General features: G+C 65.8%; 11 protein-coding genes. 4 read left to right on the plus strand and 7 right to left on the minus strand.

The genetic code is table 11. The annotated features are described in order from the left end of the window. Positions 1–63: 63 nt before the first annotated feature. The 3 genes from AC1TXO_RS04140 to AC1TXO_RS04150 form a co-directional block, all read right to left on the minus strand. Positions 64–453, minus strand: a complete 390-nt coding sequence (locus AC1TXO_RS04140) for a YybH family protein (RefSeq protein ID WP_486405156.1) — start codon at positions 451–453, stop codon at positions 64–66. A gap of 141 nt (positions 454–594) precedes the next feature. Then, the gene (locus AC1TXO_RS04145) at positions 595–2358 is read right to left on the minus strand and encodes a hypothetical protein (protein ID WP_486405157.1); all 1764 of its coding nucleotides are present in this window, start codon (positions 2356–2358) and stop codon (positions 595–597) included. A 16-nt stretch (positions 2359–2374) separates the two neighbouring features. Further along, a complete protein-coding gene (locus AC1TXO_RS04150; RefSeq protein ID WP_486405158.1) occupies positions 2375–3079 on the minus strand; it encodes a hypothetical protein in 705 nt (234 codons plus the stop codon). 190 nt (positions 3080–3269) lie between these two features. On the opposite strand from AC1TXO_RS04150, the gene AC1TXO_RS04155 reads away from it, so the two are divergent. Continuing rightward, a complete protein-coding gene (locus AC1TXO_RS04155) occupies positions 3270–3845 on the plus strand; it encodes a TetR/AcrR family transcriptional regulator (protein ID WP_486405159.1) in 576 nt (191 codons plus the stop codon). 67 nt (positions 3846–3912) lie between these two features. Next, positions 3913–4788, plus strand: a complete 876-nt coding sequence (locus AC1TXO_RS04160; protein ID WP_486405160.1) for an SDR family NAD(P)-dependent oxidoreductase — start codon at positions 3913–3915, stop codon at positions 4786–4788. 12 nt (positions 4789–4800) lie between these two features. Here the strand turns inward: AC1TXO_RS04160 and AC1TXO_RS04165 are convergent, their stop codons facing one another. The 4 genes from AC1TXO_RS04165 to AC1TXO_RS04180 form a co-directional block, all read right to left on the minus strand. Then, entirely contained in the window at positions 4801–5127 is a 327-nt protein-coding gene (locus AC1TXO_RS04165) for a 4Fe-4S binding protein (RefSeq protein ID WP_486405161.1), read from the minus strand. Beyond that, positions 5124–6746, minus strand: a complete 1623-nt coding sequence (locus tag AC1TXO_RS04170) for an FAD-dependent oxidoreductase (protein ID WP_486405162.1) — start codon at positions 6744–6746, stop codon at positions 5124–5126. Before AC1TXO_RS04170 ends, AC1TXO_RS04165 begins: the two co-directional genes overlap by 4 nt. A gap of 259 nt (positions 6747–7005) precedes the next feature. After that, entirely contained in the window at positions 7006–7473 is a 468-nt protein-coding gene (locus tag AC1TXO_RS04175; RefSeq protein ID WP_486405163.1) for a DoxX family protein, read from the minus strand. 24 nt (positions 7474–7497) lie between these two features. Beyond that, positions 7498–8223 carry a putative quinol monooxygenase gene (locus tag AC1TXO_RS04180; protein ID WP_486405164.1) on the minus strand — a complete coding sequence of 242 codons (726 nt, stop codon included), beginning with the start codon at positions 8221–8223 and terminating at the stop codon, positions 7498–7500. A gap of 246 nt (positions 8224–8469) precedes the next feature. On the opposite strand from AC1TXO_RS04180, the gene AC1TXO_RS04185 reads away from it, so the two are divergent. Continuing rightward, positions 8470–17724 carry an amino acid adenylation domain-containing protein gene (locus AC1TXO_RS04185; RefSeq protein WP_486405165.1) on the plus strand — a complete coding sequence of 3085 codons (9255 nt, stop codon included), beginning with the start codon at positions 8470–8472 and terminating at the stop codon, positions 17722–17724. Positions 17725–17796: 72 nt separating this feature from the next. Beyond that, positions 17797–18855: a TauD/TfdA family dioxygenase gene (locus tag AC1TXO_RS04190; RefSeq protein ID WP_486405166.1), complete on the plus strand. Its 1059-nt coding sequence runs from the start codon at positions 17797–17799 to the stop codon at positions 18853–18855. The last annotated feature ends 3 nt before the right edge of the window (positions 18856–18858 follow it).

Consider the following 18858-nt stretch of genomic DNA (forward strand, 5'->3'; position numbering starts at 1 on the left):
AGTATTGTCGGCCCGTGCCGGGCCTTGTTGTGGGTGCGATGGCAGTGCGGCAGCGCCGCTGGATCAGGCGGGCGACAGGGCCGAGAGGTGCTCGTGACAGGCCAGCCAGCGCCCGTCGTGCAACCTGAACACGATGGTCTCGCGCTCGTTCAGGGCCAGTTCCTCCCCGCCCATGCGCAGGCGGGTGGCCACGTCGTGGATGAAAATCGCCACTTCGCCCTGCAGGCTCACGTGCCCATTGCTCGACTCGCAGCCGAGCACGCAGAAGCCATCCTGCTGCCAACCGGTCCAGAGGTCCTGGTAGCTGCGGCGTGACAACAACGGTTCGGGCAGGGTATGGAACAGGAAGGTGGCGTCTTCGCTGAAGCAGTTGAAGTAGCCGATGGTGTCGTTGCTGGCGAAGGCTTCGACGAGGGCGGCAGCGGCCTGCCGTACCTGTAGAGTCTGGTCCACGAGAGTCGCCTCACGGTTATTGTGATTGTCGTGAGCCGATTCTGTAGAGTCGTGTCCTGCGGAAGAATCGGCATGGGCAAATAATCAGTTCAGAAAATCATGAACTGATATCCACCCATGCCCGAGCCATGATTGCGGGGCTTACAGCTCCTTACGGTAGTTCGCCAGATATACTGTCCGCGCTTCGCTGACGGCCTTGCGATCTGCAGCGATGATCTCGAGCTGGCCTGCGGCCTTCCTCAGATAGGCAGGCAGTTGCAGACCGGTGATATAGGTGCCGGACAACCTGTTGAGCGTGCTCCAGCCGTCCCTGAATGTCTGCGCGAAGCGGTCGGACACGATACTCACGGCCTGCCATTGTCCGGACTGGCTGATGAAGAACTCATCGATGATCTCGAACAACTCCAGCAGTTCCTGGTTTTCCTCCTCATCCATACCTTCCGCGGCCTCGAACGCCTTGATCTGTTGATCGGCTTCAGTTCGCATCACTTGCATGAAATCGACGAACGAACGGAAGAAGTCAGCGATCTCCAGCATAATTTCACGGGTGCGCTTGAGGGCGCTCACACTCAGGTTCAGCGACCTTACCGCCAGCTCTATGACTTCCTGCTCGGTGCATTTGCCAGCCATCAGCACCGAAACCTCCAGCAGTTCGGTCGTTTGTTCGCGCCTGGCGGCCTCGTACATGTCAGCCTTGTCGAGCATTTTGATCTGCAGCTGACGCAGGTCTGCGGCCTGCTGCCTGGCGTTTTCGCTGATACTGGTCGCCGCCGAGTTCATGGTCTGCAGGACGTTATCTATCGTGCCAAGCTTTTGCTGGAGCTCATCGTACTGGGCCTGGGTTTTCCCCACGACGCTTTGGGCATCATCGACCCGGCTCTCCAAAGCTCTGAGTTTTTCGTTGTCGTTTTCCTTGTTCTTGAGCTCGAGAATTTGTGCGAGTGATGCTTTGGCGGTTTGCAGTTTCCTTGTGACCAAGGTGATCTTCGACACGTGCTCGGAGCGCTCTTTCTTCAGGCGAATGATGTCGGCAGTGGGATCGTCCTGAGCCTGTCCCCTGACGTTGCCCAAGCCCACTGTCGAGGCGGTGATCAACGAGGATGTGCCGCCCGTGCCCAGCATGGCGACAAGTGGCAGTGCCGAGGAAACCAACTGGGCATAGCCGCCCGCGAGTGCAGTGATGAAGGCGCGGTCATCGGTGGTCTTGGCTTGGGCTGCATATTCACTGGCGAGTGTTTCGTAACGCTTGACCTGACGTTGCATGTCCTGAACCAGCGCTTCCAAGGCTTTGCTTCTGGCCTGGTGTTCGAGAATTTCCTTACGAATCCGGGCATTGGCGACCAGGGTCGAGCTCAGTGCCTGTTCGCTGGCGTTGGTTACATCCTCGGTGTCGGCGATGATGATGTTGTAGCGGTCAGCGATCGAGTTCAGATTTTCTTTGACCTGTGTCGAGGACTGACTTATTTCGTTGGTCATGGCCATCAAGTCTTCGTTGACGAAGCGCTTGAAGCGTTCGAGATCGTCACTTTCTTTCGCGCGGACCCAGCGAGGCAAGGTGCGTTTGAGCTTTCTCGACAGGAAGTTGGCGCTACGGGCGGCATCCTTTATCTGCCGCTCGCTTTCCTGCTGAGCCTTGATCAGGTGATTCATGATCGTACTGATCTTGACGCGGATATCGCCTTTGTCCTGTGGGGTCGTGTTGTAGGCAATGTAAAGAAGTTCGATGGCGTGGTCAGTATCGATCTTTGCTCGCGAGGAGTCGTAGTTGCCCTCGATCTGTTTCACGTAGTCCTGGACCAGCGAGCTGTTGATGGCAGGCAACTGCAGGGGCTCCACCGTAGCGAGGTATTGGATTTCCTCTCGAATCTTTTCACTGCGGCTTTGGATCTGGATCACTTCAGTCATGGCAATTCTCTGTTATCTAGGGGAGGGGGGTGAAAGAGAAGCGATGTGGCCAAGGGCGCGGAGCAGGAGGCATGCAGTTCTTCGCCCAGTAGTTCGGATACGGGGTGGCGCAGCTCAGCGGTGCTTGCAGTTGGGCAAGCAGCGCGTGGCTCGCCTCGAGCAGCGCCTTCACCTGGTGCTCCAGCGGTACGAGGTTCTCGGCGTGGCACTGCACCTGGTCGTGTTCCCAACTCTGGCATTCTTCGCGGGACCCGATCAGTGCGTCCTGGTGTCCGACGAACACGCCGATGTGCTCGCGGATACGGGTCAGCGCCGGCTTCAGGAGTTTCAGTTCCCGCTCATCGGCGAGGGTGTCGCGCAGCGTTTTCTCGACAACCCAGATGTCCTGCTCCATCTGCTCGATGTCCAGACGACGTCCAGGGTCATGGCGCAGCTCTGCGTACTCAAGGGCCTGCGCATCCAGCGCCCCTTCCAGCTGCTCGAGGCGTCGTTCGGTCTCGGGCATCTGCGCCAGGCGTTGAGCAATCCGCGGCTCCAGCGCGTGGATGCGCTCTACCAGCAGGTACTGCAGGTTCCTCAGATGTGGCGAGCACTCCGTCAGCCTTTCTTCCAGTGCCTGTGTGTAGGCGTAGAGACCATGCACCTGGGCGCTGGCCGGGCTGGCCCAAGGCAGCGTGAAGGCCAGAAATGCCAACCCTTTGAAACACGAGGTCAGTGACATGCAGCGCTCCTTCGAGTGGGGGGGGCGGTCGATATCGGCAGACCAACCGCTGCATTAGGGCGTTTGCGCGGATCGCGAGTAAGCGGGAAGTGGCGCCGTGAGGGGAATGGGTACAGGGCGGAACCCAGGCTTGCATTTGATCGTCAGTTGGATATGATTGAGCAATCACTCAGTTAATGATCGACCCGCCATGGCCCGTCCCCGCAGTCACGACAAGCGCAACGCCATTCTCGCCGCAGCTGCCCAGGCGCTCGCCGAGCAGGGGCTGAGTGCGACCACGGCACGGATCGCGCGGTTGGCCGGGGTGGCCGAAGGAACGGTGTTCACCTACTTCGAAACCAAGGATGTGCTGCTCAACGCCCTGTACCTGGAACTCAAGGCTGGGCTGCGCCTGGCGATGATGGCCGACTTCCCCCGCAACGCGACGCCTGAGGCCAGCATCCGGCACGCCTGGAACGGTTACGTCGACTGGGGCATGAACAGCCCGCAGGCACGCGAGGCGCTGCGTCAGCTGGGTGTCAGCGGGCGCATCGATGCCGTGCACCGTGAGGCCGGTAGCCAGGGCTTCGACGAAGTGGGCGCGCTGCTGCGCGAACGCACGGCGGCCAGCGGTTTACCGGAGCAGCAGGCGCAGGCGTTCTATGGCGCGCTGTTCGTGTCGATGGCCGAGACGGCCATGGAGTTCATCAAGTCATCGCCGGAGCAGGCCGAGGTGTATCGCACGGCAGGTTTCAACGCCCTGTGGGCGGCCTTGGGTGGTCGCTGACAAGGTTTCTTTACGGCATTTAAATGAGTGAGTAGTCACTCTATTATTGGCAGCGAGGAGTCGAATCATGTCCAAAGTCTGGCTTGTAACCGGTGCAGCCCGTGGTCTGGGGCGAGCCATCAGCGAAGCGGTGCTCGACAACGGTGATTGCCTGGTCGCGGCGGCCCGTGATCCAAAGCGCCTGGACGACCTGGTGGGGCAATTTGGCGGGCAGATCCGTACGGTCGCCCTCGATGTCACCGACGAAGCCGCAGCGCAGCACGCGGTGCAGGTAGCGGTCGAGGCGTTCGGCCGTCTCGATGTGCTGGTCAACAACGCAGGCTATGGCCACACTGCGCCGTTCGAGCAGATGAGCGCCGACGATTTCCGGGCGCAGGTGGAAACCAACCTGTTCGGGGTGGTGAACTTGACGCGCGCGGCCCTGCCGGTGATGCGCGGGCAGCGCAGCGGGCATGTGTTCCAGGTGTCCTCGGTCGGTGGCCGGACATCCACCCCCGGGCTTTCGGCCTACCAGGCTGCCAAGTGGGCGGTGGGTGGCTTCAGCGACGTGGTGGCCAAGGAAGTCACGCCGCTGGGTATCCAGGTCTGCACCCTCGAGCCGGGTGGCATGCGCACCGACTGGGCAACTGAGGCCAAGCGTGCGCCGCAGGACATGCTGGCCGACTACCAACCCAGCGTCGGCCATGTGCTGGAGTTGATGGCCAACTACGGCGGCAACGAGGTGGGCGACCCGCGCAAGATCGCCGAGCTGATCGTGCAGTTGTCGCGCCGCGACGACCTGCCGCTGCGCCTGCTGCTCGGTGGCGATGCGCTGTACGTCTACGAACTCGACGAGCGTGCACGTGCCGAAGAACTCGCGCAGTGGCGCGAGACCACGCTCTCCACGCATTTCCCTGGCGCCGAGCTGCCCGCCGGGCTGGAAGAGCTGAAGCGGCGTCGTTGATCGGCGCGGGTCCTAGATGCCCTTGATGAACTGATAGCTTTCGTCGAGGGCGGCGGTGGACTGGCGCCCCTTGCCCCAGCCGAGCGCCTGGCGGTAGCCGCCCAGCAGGCCGTTCTCGCTCAGTTGGCGCTCGTCGACCACGGCCTGTTGATCGGCCAGCGGCGACACGAACAGTGCATCCTCCGGGCAATAGACCTCGCACATGAAGCAGGTCTGGCAGTCGGACTGCCGGGCGATCAGCGGTGCCTGGCCAGGCACCGCTGCAAACACGTCGGTCGGGCACACCAGCACGCAGATGTTGCACCCGGTACAGCGCTCTGCACTGATCAGCTCGATCATGCGGCTTTCTCCGTCAGCAGGCTGTGATCGACCGGACCGAGGGTTTCACGCTCGGTCCATACCTCGTCGAGACCGCCGCTGATCAGGCGGTAGCGTTGCGCAGGGTCGAGCCGTGGATGGTCCTCGCGCCGGTGCATGCCACGGCTCTCGGTACGCGCCAGGGCGCTGTGGTACATCCAGCGCGCGGTGGCGAGCATCGCTGCGGCTTCGCGGGCGCGCAGCAGTTGCCCGGGGCTGGCGGGCGCGGCCCGGCGCAACTGCTGCCAGAGCGGGTCGAGCCGACCCAGCGAATCGTCCAGGCGCTCGCCCTGGCGAAACCAGTTGCGCTCATAGGGGAAGACTTCGGCCTGCACCGCACGGATCGTCGCTTCAGCATCGAAGCCATGATTGCCCTCGCCGCGCAGCCCGACGCCACCGGCGTGCAGCAGGCTGCGGGTAACAGGGCTGCGCTGGTCGCGGGCGAACTCGGCAGCGCCGGCCCCGGCCCACATCCCCGATGACAGCGCCCAGGCCGCGTTGCGGCTGCCGCCGCCGGTGAAGGCGCCACAGATCAGTTCGCGGGTCGCGGCGTCACCGGCCGCATACAGCCCCGGCACCGACGTGGCGCACTGCTCGTTGCAGATGCGCAGCCCGCCGGTGCCCCGCACGGTGCCCTCCAGGCGCAGGGTCACGGGGAAGCGCTCGGTGAATGGATCGAGGCCCATGCGCTGGAAGGGCAGGAAGAAATTCGGCTGCGCCGAGCGCATCCACTGGCGTGTGGAGGCGTCGGCGCGATCGATGCAGGCGAACACCGCCTCGTTCATCAGCGTCCTGGCGATCACCCCACGGCCGCGCGCCGAGCCGGCGCCTTCGAGTTCGCGGCCATCGGCGCGATAGAAGGTGGCCCAGGAGTACAGCGCCGACTTGGTGACCGAGGCGAACGCCGGGCCAAGGCCGTAGGCGTTGGAGAATTCCATGCCCGATAGTGTTGCGCCCGCTTCGGCAGCCATCAGGTGGCCGTCGCCGGTCAGCACGTTGCAGCCCAGCGCCTTGCTCAGGAAGGCCACCCCGCCAGTGGCCAGCACCACGGCGCCGGCCTGGATGCGCCAGCGCTGTTGCTTCTGCCGGCTGATGCCGGTGGCGCCGCACACCTGGCCGTGTTCGTCGACCAGCAACTCCAGGGCCGGGCTGTGATCGAGAATGCGTGCGCCGGCCTGCTTGATCCGCTTGCGCATCAGGCGCATGTATTCCGGGCCCTGCAGCGATACCCAGCGTTGCTGGCCGTGCTCGTCGAGCGGAAACGGATAGCCCCAGTCGGCAAGCTGTTGCAGGTTGCGCCAGGTCTGCTCCAGCACACGGTCCATCCACTGTGGTTCGGCCAGCTCGCCGCCCATGGCATAACGGCTGGCCTTGGCGATCCGGCGTCGCTCGGCGTCCGGTGCCACGCACCACACTGCGGTGCCGGAAGGCGCGGTGGCCCCGGAGGCGCCGCAGTAGCCCTTGTCCACCAGGATGACCCTGGCGCCCCGGGCAGCAGCGCCGATGGCAGCCCAGGCTCCGGCCGGTCCGCCGCCGATCACCAGCACATCGGTGTGGTAGTCGCGTTCGGTTTCTGCAGTTTCTGCTGTGACGATGCTCATCGGGTTGTCCTGCTGTATTCGGCGGGCGGTGGGAAGTCCATTGAACCGATATGCATAAAAAGAATAAAAATATATTTATTTCTTTTATATGGTTCTTTAAGACTAAGAGCAGGCACCCCGATACACAATTGCGTTTTGCAGTAGAGGCCATGCATCGAATGCATGAGGGGGGTACATCGAAACATGATGTGCCATCGCCCCACCAGCTTTCGCTGGCAGGGCGTGGCAAGGGCTGGCGGTCAGTGCTGCGGGGCCGTGCTCAGAACCTGGGCCACAATCCGCGATCCAGGGCGAAGCGCCCGCCGCCGCGCACTGCGATGTACAGAGCCAGGCAGCCGAGGATCACCGGATACTCGATGCCCCGGTCGACCCAGGGCCAGGTCGGACCGAGCGCGTAGCTGATACCGATCATCTCCGCCGCCATGGCCAGTGCGATGGGGCGGGTCAGCAGCCCCGCGACCAGCATCACCGCGCCGACGGTCTCCAGCAGCATCACCAGGAAGGCCAGTTCGCTGGCGAACGGCAGGCCCATGACATTGCCGATCAGATGAGTCGAGCTGGCCATGGGGTCGGCCATCGAACCGTGCGAATTGCCCAGCAGCTTGGGCAGGCCGTGGGTGAACATGACGATGCCGAATACCGCACGCAGCAGGGCATATGACACCGGCTCGAAGCGTGCCTGGAGACGCTCGACGGTGGAGGGGATATCGCTGGGGGGGTGGGTCATGTTCCTGGCCCTTCGTTGTAGGTCTCAGTGGCCCGCGACGGAGCGATCGATCAGGCGCAATGGCCGTACCGGCGCGTCGGTGGTGTCGTTCAGTGCGGCAAGCAATTGCTGTGCGGCGGGTGACGCCGCGCTGGCGTCGTGGGCGGCGCGGTCGCTCCAGCGCTCGATCAGCAGCAGCTCATCGGGCTTTTCCTCATCCTGGTAGAGGGCCAGACCGAGGTTGCCTTGGGCTGCGCGGATCGCGTCGGCCTGGGCGGCGAAGCGGCTGGCGAGCTGTGCGCCCTTGCCCGGTGCCAGGTGCAGGGTGCTCAGCAGGCTGTAATGCGCTTCGACGCCAGCGCGTGCGGGTGCTGCCGGCTGCACTTCCACCAGCTTGCGTTCCTCGACGGTACCGCCAAGGTCGTCGGCTTCCTGGGCGCGAATCGCCTTGTAGTAGGGCTGCGTCGTGTGCGAGGCCAGCGATGCGGCGTCGTGCCAATGCTCGAACAGGTAGAGACGGCTGGGGTGCTCGGCGTCTTCATAGACATCGAACGCCACATTGCCCGCTTCCGAGCGTGCGCCGGCAACTTCCTTGTGCATGGTGGCCAGGAAGCGCTCGAGGTGGTCGGGCTTGACCGGCAGGGTCACGAACAGTTGCAGCGGGCCTGAGGCAGCGCCGGTCTGAGGTACGGTGTCGTCGGCCGAAGCGGGCTTGGCGGCGATGAGGCTCATGGCAAGCAGGGCTGGGCTCAGGGTTTTTGTAATCGACATGGGCAGGTCCTTGGCAGTGGGGTGGGGCACCTTTGCATGATCGTGATTGAGCTGGCTGGGATAAAGGCTGCTGATCTGGTTTGTCAATTCCATATGCATGAACAATCACGGGTGTCACGGTGGTTCTTCGCCGCAGAGGCTCCAGCCAGGCACCCTGACGCCTGGTTCTAATTTTTCCGGTCAGCATTCGTTCAATAGGGATGGTTTGCCCTCGCTTTTCGCCTATCGATCCCGGATGCCCAACACATGAATGCTGAAGACGCCTTGAAACTCGCTCGCCGGTTCATCGGTCTGCCCGTGGAGAAACGTCAGCTGTTTCTCGCCGCGCTGGCCAGGGAGGGGGTGGATTTCGCCCAATTTCCGATCCCGGCCCAGGTGCCGGCCGAGGACCGCGATGCGTTGTCCTTCGCCCAGCGGCGCATGTGGTTGCTCTGGCAACTGGATCCAGCCAGCGGCGCCTACAACCTGCCGGGTGCGGTGCGGCTCAATGGCGAACTGGACCATCAGGCACTGGAGCAGGCCTTCGCCAGCCTGGTCGCGCGTCACGAGACCCTGCGCACGGTGTTCCGCTGCGATGCCGACGAAACGCCCAGGCAGGTGGCGCTCGATCAACCCCTGCACATCGATCACCAGGACCTGCGCCAGCTGCCGGCCGAGCAGCGCGAGCAGGCCGTGCGCGAGGCCGCCGAAGCCCAGGCGGTACGGCCGTTCGACCTGGAGCAGGGGCCGCTGCTGCGGGTCAGCCTGCTGCGTCTGGCGCACGATGAGCACGTGCTGCTGCTGACCCTGCACCATATCGTCTCCGACGGTTGGTCGATGAACGTGCTGATCGAGGAGTTCACCCGCTGCTACGACGCTCTTGCCCAGGGCCAGGCGCCGCAACTGCCGGAGCTGGCGGTGCAGTACAGCGACTACGCCCTGTGGCAACGGCGCTGGCTGGAGGCCGGCGAACAGGCGCGGCAACTGGACTACTGGCAAGGCATGCTGGGTGATGAGCACCCGGTGCTCGAACTGCCCACCGACCACCCGCGCCCGGCGCAGCCCAGCCAGCGTGGCCGGCGCTACGAGTTCAGCGTCGACGAGCGCCTGGCCGAGGCCCTGCGCGAACTGGCCCGGCAGCAGAACGTCACGCTGTTCATGCTGCTGCTGGGTGCGTTCAATGCGCTGCTGTTCCGCTACACCGGGCAGGCCGACCTGCGTATCGGCGTGCCGGTGGCCAACCGCAACCGCAACGAGATCGAAGGCCTGATCGGCTTTTTCGTCAACACCCTGGTGCTGCGTAACCAGGTCGACGGCCTGCAGCCGTTTTCCCGCTTCCTGCAGGCGGTCAAGGACAGCGTGCTCGGCGCCCAGGCCCATCAGGACCTGCCGTTCGAGCAGCTGGTCGAGGCGCTCAAGCTCGAGCGCAACCTCAGCCACACGCCGCTGTTCCAGGTGATGTACAACCACCAGCCGAAGGTCGCCGACCTGGCACGCGTGCACACGGCATCGGGGCTGGAACTCAGTGCCGTGCAGTGGCAGAGCCGTACCACCCAGTTCGACCTGACCCTGGACACCTACGAGCAGGCCGGCCGCCTGCGTGCCGCGCTGACCTACGCCGACGACCTGTTCGACGCCGACACCATCGAGCGCATGGCCGGACACTTCACGCGCTTGCTCGAAGCGCTGGTAGCCAACCCGCATCAGGCCATCGGTGAGTTGGCCATGCTGGCCGACGATGAGCGCCAGACGCTGGTCGAACACTGGAATGCCACCGCCCGCCAGTACCCCACCGAGCAGTGCCTGTTCAGCCTGATCGAAGCCCAAGTGCAACGCACGCCTGATGCACCGGCGCTGCGCTTTGCCGATCGGACCCTCAGCTATGCCGAGCTCGACCTGCGCGCCAACCACCTGGCCAACCTGTTGCACGCCCGAGGCGTCGGCCCGGATGTGCTGGTCGGCGTGTGCGTGGAGCGTTCAGTGGAAATGGTCGTGGCGCTGCTGGCGGTGATCAAGGCTGGCGGCGCCTACGTGCCGCTGGACCCGGAATACCCCCAGGATCGCCTGCGCTACATGATCGAGGACAGCGGCGTGCGCCTGCTGCTCACCCAGCGCTCCCTGCGCCCGCTGCTCGAGGGCCTGGCTCAGCTGGAACTGCTCGAACTCGACCAGCCTGATAGCTGGCTCGACGGCCATGGCGTCCAGCCACCGGCCCGGCAGACCTTGCCCCAGCACCTGGCCTATGTGATCTACACCTCCGGTTCCACCGGCCGGCCCAAGGGCGCCGGCAACAGCCACGCAGCGCTGGTCAACCGCCTGTGCTGGATGCAGCAGGCCTATGCGCTCGATGCCCGTGATGTGGTGCTGCAGAAAACCCCGTTCAGCTTCGACGTGTCGGTCTGGGAGTTCTTCTGGCCACTGATGACCGGCGCCTGCCTGGTGGTGGCCGCCCCCGGTGCGCACCGTGAACCTGCGCGATTGATCGAGACCATCGTGCGTCATGGCGTGACCACGCTGCACTTCGTGCCTTCGATGCTCCAGGCGTTCATCCACGACGACGGCGTCGAGGCCTGCAGCAGCCTGGCGCGCATCGTCTGCAGCGGCGAGGCCCTGCCGTTGGAAGCCCAGGAGCAGGTGTTCGCGCGCCTGCCGGGAGCGGGGCTGTACAACCTCTATGGCCCGACCGAAGCGGCCATCGACGTCACCCACTGGACCTGCATCGATGAGGGTGCGCTCGCCATCCCGATCGGCCAGCCCATCGCCAACCTGCGTACCCATGTCCTGGATGCCCAGTTGCAGCCGGTGCCCGCAGGTGTTTCCGGCGAGCTGTACCTGGGCGGTGCGGGCCTTGCGCGCAGCTATCACCGGCGCCCGGCACTGACTGCCGAGCGCTTCGTGCCGTGTCCGTTCCACGCTGGCGAGCGGCTGTACCGCACCGGTGACCGGGTGCGCCAGCGGCGCGACGGGGTGATCGAATACCTTGGCCGCTTCGATCATCAGGTCAAGCTGCGCGGCCTGCGCATCGAGCTCGGCGAGATCGAGACCCGCCTGATGCAGCAACCGCAGGTGCGCGAAGCCGTGGTGCTGGTGCAGGACGGCAAGCACCTGGTGGCCTACCTGGTGCTCGAGCAGCAGGGTGACGATGGCTGGCAGGCGGCGCTCAAGGCCGCCTTGCTCGAAAGCCTGCCGGAGTACATGGTGCCGACCTACTGGATGCCGCTGCAAAGCCTGCCGGTGACGGCCAACGGCAAGCTCGACCGCAAGGCCCTGCCACAGCCGCAGGCAGCTGCGCAGCAGGCGTTCGTGGCGCCGCAGGATGACCTGCAGACCCTGCTGGCCGGTATCTGGCAGGACGTGCTCGGCGTCGCGCAGGTGGGGCTCGAGGACAACTTCTTCGAGCTGGGCGGCGACTCGATCGTCTCCATCCAGGTGGTCAGCCGTGCTCGCCAGGCCGGTGTGCGCCTGGCTCCGCGCGACCTGTTCCAGCACCAGACCATCCGCAGTCTGGCACTGGTCGCGGTACGTGACGACCGCCCGCTCGGCGAGCAGGGCCCGGTCACCGGCGAGGTGCGCCTGACGCCGATCCAGCAGGCATTCTTCGAGCTGCAGATGCCCAACCGCAACCACTGGAACCAGTCGTTGCTGCTCACCCCGCGCACAGCGCTGCAGGCAGACCTGCTCGACCAGGCCCTGCAGCGCCTCGTCGCGCATCACGATGCCCTGCGCCTGCGCTACCAGGCCGGGCCGCAAGGCTGGCGCCAGGCTCACGCCGCACTGGCCGATGGCGGCGTGCTGCAAACCGCCCGTGCTGCCGACCCGGTTGTGCTGGGCGAGTTGTGCGAGGCCCTGCAGGCCAGCCTCGACTTGGCCGAGGGGCCGCTGTTGCGTGCCCTGCTGGTGCAGATGGACAACGGCGAGCAGCGCCTGCTGCTGGTGATTCATCACCTGGTGGTCGACGGTGTGTCGTGGCGGGTGCTGCTCGAAGACCTGCAGCAGCTCTACCGCCAGTTGAGCGCAGGCGAATCGCCAACCCTGCCGGCCAAGACCAGCAGCTATCAGGCCTGGGCCGAGCGTCTGCACACCAGCGTGGCCTCGGTGCAGGAGCAACTGCCGTACTGGCTTGCCCAGCCGCAGGGCATCGTCGATCTGCCGTGCGACAACCCGCAGGGCGCAAACCTCAACCGCTTGCAGCGCAAGGTCGAGTCGCGCCTGTCACGCGAGGCGACCCGGCAACTGCTGCAAGTGGCGCCCGCGGCCTATCGTACCCAGGTCAACGATTTGCTACTGACGGCCCTGACCCGCGTGCTCGAACAGTGGAGCGGCCAGTCGGGATGCCTGATCCAACTGGAAGGGCATGGCCGTGAAGACCTGGGCGACGATCTCGACCTGACCCGCAGCGTCGGCTGGTTCACCAGCCTGTTCCCGGTGCGCCTGCAGGCCACCGCCGACTGGGCGGGCTCGATCAAGGCGGTCAAGGAGCAGCTGCGTGCAGTGCCGGGCAAGGGCCTGGGCTACGGACTGCTGCGCTACCTGAGCGAGCCTGCGTTGATGCAGCGACTCGCAGATGCTGCCGTGCCACGCATCACCTTCAACTACCTGGGGCAGTTCGATGCGCAATTCGACCAGGCGGCGCTGTTCGCCCCGGCGGCCGAGCGCAGTGGCCAGGCCCAGGATCCCGATGCACCGCTGGCCAACTGGCTGACCCTCGAGGGCCAGGTGTACAACGGCGAGCTGTCGCTGCAATGGGGCTACAGCAGCGCCATGTACCAGGACGCCAGCGTGCAGCGCCTGGCCGACGATTATCTTGCCCAGTTGCAGGCGCTGCTTGCCCATTGCCTGCAAGTGCCGGCCGGGCAGGCGACGCCCTCGGACTTCAGCCTGGCGCGTATCGACCAGGCGCAGCTCGATGCATTGCCGGTGTCGGCAAGCGAAATCGAAGACCTCTACCCCCTGGCACCGATGCAGCAGGGCATGCTGTTCCACAGCCTCTACGAACCGGGCGAAGGGGCCTACGTCAACCAGATGCGCCTGGATATCGCCGGCCTGGATGTCGCGCGGTTCCGCGAGGCCTGGCAGGCGGCGCTGGATCATCATCCGATCCTGCGCAGCAGCATGCACTGGCAGGGCCTGGAGCAGCCGCACCAAGTGGTGCAGCGCCATCTGCCGTTGCCGCTGACGCTGCTCGAGCAAGGCGCGCATGACCTCGACCAGTTGGCCGGGCAGGAGCGCCTGCGCGGCTTCGATCTGGCCCAGGCGCCGCTGCTGCGCCTGTGCCTGGTGCCGACCGGCGCGCAAGCCTGGCACCTGATCTACACCAGCCACCACATCCTCATGGATGGCTGGAGCAACGCCAGTCTGCTGGCCGAAGTGCTCGGACGCTACGCTGGCCACGCCCCGGCGCAGGCTGCAGGGCATTACCGCGATTACCTGGCCTGGTTGCAGGCCCAGCCGAGTGCAGCGGCCAAGACCTTCTGGCAAGCGGACCTGGCGGCCCTGGAGCAACCGACCTTGCTCGGCGAAACCCTGCGTCGCCCGGAACAGGGCAGCGGCTACCAGCAGCAACTGGCCCAGCTCGATGCGCCGGCCACCGAGGCGCTGAAAGCCTTCGCCAAGGCCCACAAGGTCACGCTCAACACCCTGCTGCAAGGCGCCTGGGCGATCCTGCTGCAACGCTACAGCGGCCAGCGCTGTGTTGCCTTCGGTGCCACCGTGGCCGGTCGTCCGGCGCAATTGCCGGGCATCGACAGCCAGTTGGGGCTGTTCATCAACACCTTGCCGATCGTCTGCCAGCCGCACCCGCAGCAGACCGTCGCCCAGTGGCTCGACGCGCTGCAGGCGCACAACCTGGTGCTGCGCGAGCATGAGCATGTGCCGCTGTACGAGATCCAGGCCTGGGCCGGTCAGCAGGGCAACGCCTTGTTCGACAGCCTGCTGGTGTTCGAGAACTTCCCGGTCGCCGAGGCCCTGCGCCAGGGCGATGGTAGCGGGCTGCGCATGAGCAACCTGCACAACCACGAGCAGACCAGCTACCCGCTGACCCTGGGCATCGAGCTGGGCGACACCCTGCGCCTGGATTTCAGCTACGACCAGGCGCGCTTCAGTGCTGCCCAGGTGGCCGGTTTCAGCGCCCAGCTGCGTCATCTGCTGGCGCAGTTCGTCGAGGCGCCGCAGCAGCGTCTCGGCGTGCTGAGCCTGCTTGAGCCCGGTGTGCGCCAGGCCCTGCTGGCGCGCCAGGGTGACAGCAGCATGCCGCTGGCGAGTAGCGCGCTGGTGCACCAGCGCATCGCCGCCCAGGCTGCCGCCACCCCTGAGGCCCTGGCCTTGTGGGTGGCTGGCGAGCAACTGGACTACGCCAGCCTCAACCGTCAGGCCAACCGCCTGGCGCATTGCCTGATCGCCCAGGGCGTCGGCCCCGGCAAGCGCGTCGGTCTGGCGCTGCGGCGCAGCCCGCGACTGATCGTCAGCCTGCTGGCGGTGCTCAAGAGCGGCGCCGCCTATGTGCCGCTGGACCCGGACTACCCCGACGAGCGCCTGGCCTTCATGCTCGAGGACAGCCGCCTCGCGTTGCTGTTGGCCGAGCAGGGCCTGCTGGTCGAGCTGGCCCAGCGCCAGGGCGTGGCGCGCCTGGACCTGGACCGGATGCATGCTGTGCTGGCCGCCAGTGCCGAGCACGATCCGCTCGAGCGCGCCTGCGCCGACGACCTGGCCTACGTCATCTACACCTCGGGCTCGACCGGCAAGCCCAAGGGCGTTGCCATCGCCCATGCCGCGCTGCGTGAGTTCTGCGAAAGCGCCGCGGCCTATTCGCGGCTGAGCGCCAACGACCGGGTGCTGCAATTCGCAACCTTCAGTTTCGATGGCTTCGTCGAGCAGTGTTATCCACCGCTGGCCTTGGGCGCCGCGCTGATCATGCGCGACGATCAGCCCTGGTCGGTGGAGCAGCTGGCCGACACCCTGGTCGAGCAACGGGTGACCCTGGCCGACCTGCCGGCTGCCTACTGGCACCTGCTGGCCAGCTCCGACGAGGCGCATCGCCTGGGCGGCCTGCGCCAGGTGCACGTGGGCGGCGAGGCGATGTCGGTCGAGGGCCTGCGCCTGTGGCACGCCGCGGGCCTTGGCCATGTGCAGTTGGTCAACACCTATGGCCCGACCGAGGCGACCGTGGTTTCCAGCGTGCACGACTGCCGCCTCGAAGACGCCAGCACTGTGTACGGCGTGCCGATCGGCGGGCCGATTGCCGGGCGCAGCCTGCGCATCCTCGATGCCGCTGGTGACCTGCTGCCCGAAGGTGGCACTGGCGAGCTGTGCATCGGTGCTTCGGCGAGCCTGGCCCAGTGTTACTTCGATCGTCCATCGTTGACTGCCGAGCGCTTCCTCCCGGACCCGTTCGCCAGCCAGCCGGGCGCACGGCTGTACCGCAGCGGCGACCTGGTGCGCTACAACCCCGGCGGCAGCCTCGAGTATGTCGGGCGTATCGATCACCAGGTGAAGATCCGCGGTTTCCGCATCGAGCTGGGCGAGATCGAAGCGCGCCTGGCCAGCCAGCCGGCGGTGCGCGAAGCGGTGGTGGTGGCGCTGCAGGCGCGCCATGGCCTGCAACTGGTGGCCTACGTGGTACCGGTTGCAGACTTCGACGCCCTGGCCGAGCCTGCCCGTCAGGCGCTGCGTGAAGATATCCAGGCCACCTTGCGCCAGGACCTGCCCGACTACATGCAGCCCAGCCAGTTGCTGCTGCTGGCGCGCCTGCCGCTGACCCCCAACGGCAAGCTCGACCGCAAGGCACTGCCGGCGCCGGAGGCTGCCAATCAGACGCTGGTGCTGCCGCAGAGCGATCTGCAGCGGCGCGTGGCGGCCATCTGGGAAGCGGTGCTGGACGTGCCGCAGGTGGGGCTCGGCGACAACTTCTTCGCCCTCGGCGGGCACTCGCTGCTGGCCACCCAGGTGATCAGCCGGGTGCGTCAGGAGCTGGGCGTACAGCTTGCCCTGCGTAGCCTGTTCGAAGCGGCCACGCTGGAAGATTTTGTCGCGGTGCTCGAACACAGCGAGCGGGCCACGGCCATGCCGGTACTGGCGCGGGTCGATGATCGCCAGCCGCAGTTGCAGTCCTATGCCCAGCAGCGCCTGTGGTTCCTCTGGCAGCTGGAGCCGCAGAGCTCGATGTACAACATCGCCCGGGCCCTGGAGCTGAACGGCGCGCTGGACCTGTCGGCCGTGCGCCAGGCCTTCGGGGCGCTGGTGCAACGTCACTCGGTTTTGCGCACCACCTACTTCGAAGCCGATGGCGAGCACTGGCAGCAGGTGCATCCGCAGCTCGAGCCCGGCTTCGAATTCACCGACCTGAGCGACTTGCCCGCCGAGCGGCAGCAGGCTGCGCTCGACCAGCACCTGCAGGATGAGGCACGCCAGCCGTTCGACCTCACCGACGGATCACCGATGCGCGTGCAACTGGTGCGCCTGGCCGAACAGCGCCACGTACTGCTGATCACCCTGCACCATATCGTCGTCGACCACTGGTCGTTCGGCCTGTTGCCGGCCGAGTTCGTCAGCCTCTACCAGTCGGCGCGCGACGGCAGCGCCAGCACGCTGGCTGCGCCGCGCCTGCAATACCTCGACTTTGCCGTGTGGCAGCGCCAGTGGCTGGCCGCCGGCGAGCTCGAACGCCAGCTCGACTACTGGCGCGCGCAGTTGGGCGAGGACCACAGCCTGACCCGCCTGCCGGCTTCTCCGGCACGTCAGGCGGCGTCGGCCAATGCCGCGTTCTGCGAGGTCCACGAGTTCCACTTCGACCCAGCGCTGAGCGAGGCGCTGCGCAGCTTTGCCAGTGCCCAAGGCTTGACCCTGTACATGCTCCTGCTCACCGGTTTCAGCGTGGTGGTGGCGCAGCGCAGTGGCCAGTCGCGGGTGCGCCTGGGAACCGACGTCGCCAACCGCAACCATGCCGGGGTTGAAGATCTGGTGGGCTTCTTCGTTAACCAGTTGGTACTGCAATTGACGATCGAGCCCCAGGCGCGTGTCGGCCAGTTGCTGGAGGCCGCGCGCAGCACCGTGATCGGTGCCTCGGATCACCAGGACCTGCCGTTCGACCGTCTGGTCGAGGCGCTGCGGGTGCCGCGTCGGGCCGGTCGGTCGCCGCTGTTCGCGATCAAGTTCATCTACCAGGACAGCAGCGATGTGCCGTTGTCGATCGAGGGGCTGGACATCCAGCCGTTGCCGGCCGGCAAGGCGGCTGCGGAGCTGGACCTGATCGCCGAGTTCGTCAACTCGCCAGACGGCGTCTACCTGGGCCTGAAGTGCGACGCGGGGCTGTATGCCGACGCCGACATGGCCTGTCTGTTCGAGCAGTTGGTGGCGGTGTTCCAAGGCCTGCTCGCCGACCCGCAGGCGCCGCTGGCGCAGTTGCTGGGCGCGGCGGCGCAGTTGCAGCAGGACGCCGAACAGCGCGCCCTGCGCGAGCGCCAGGCGCTGCTGCAACAGCAACACCCGATCCAGCGTCGTCGCCCGGGCCGGGTGGCGACCGACTGATCGGCCGCCAAGCACAGTCAGGCAGGTGCGTGCCACGGGGCGCGCACCTGATACACGAATGGGAGAGGTGCAATGTCGAGTTTCGAGTCGCAAGTCATGCCGGCGCTGGGCAAGGGCCGGCGCAAGAGCCTGAGCCTGGACCAGTCCAGCCTGGTGACCTTCAGCCCGATGTTCGAGGACAGCCTGGTGCCACTGGTGTGTTCGCCGAACCGGCCCGGGGTCGACCTGATCGAGTGGGCGGGGCAGAACCGCGAGCTGATCCAGGACAAGCTCGACCGGCATGCCACCCTGCTGTTCCGCGGCTTCAACGTGCAGGACATCAACCAGTTCAACCAGTGCGTCGATGCCATCTCCGGCGGCGCCCTGGAGTACCTGTTCCGCGCCTCGCCGCGTACCCAGATCACCAAGAAGCTCAACGTCTACAGCTCCACCGACTACCCGTCGGCGGAGAAGATCTTCCCGCACAACGAGCACTCCTATTCGCCGGTGTTCCCGCTGCACCTGTACTTCTACTGCGACCAGCCGTCGCCCACCGGCGGCGAAACGCCGTTCGGCGACACCCGCCTGCTGCTCGAGCGCATCGACCCGCAGGTGCGCGAGGAATTCATCCGCAAGCGCGTGCTCTACGTGCGCAACTACGGCGACGGCATGGGCCTGCCCTGGCAGACGGTGTTCCAGACCGAAGACCGCCAGGAAGTGGAAGCCTACTGCGCGAAGATCGGCATCACCCCCGAGTGGAAGAGCGGCAACCGCCTGCGCACCCGTCAACAGGGCCCGGCCGTGGTGCGCCACCCGCGCACCGGCCAGACCGTGTGGTTCAACCATGCGACCTTCTTCAACGCCCTGACCCTGCCGGACAGCATCCGCGACAGCCTGCTGGCGGAGTTCGCCCCCGAGGACCTGCCGCAGAACACCTACTTCGGCGACGGCACGCCGATCCCCGAGGACTACATCCGCCACCTGCAGCAGCTGTACCGCGAGGTGATGGTCGAATTCCCCTGGCAGAAAGGCGATGTGGTGGTGCTCGACAACATCTTCACCATCCATGCCCGCAACGGCTACGCCGGCCCCCGCAAAATTCTCACCGCAATGGCGATCCCGCTGAAAAGCAGCGACGTGGCCATTGGTTAAGGA

The sequence above is a fragment of the Pseudomonas sp. FA117 genome, assembly GCF_057370475.1.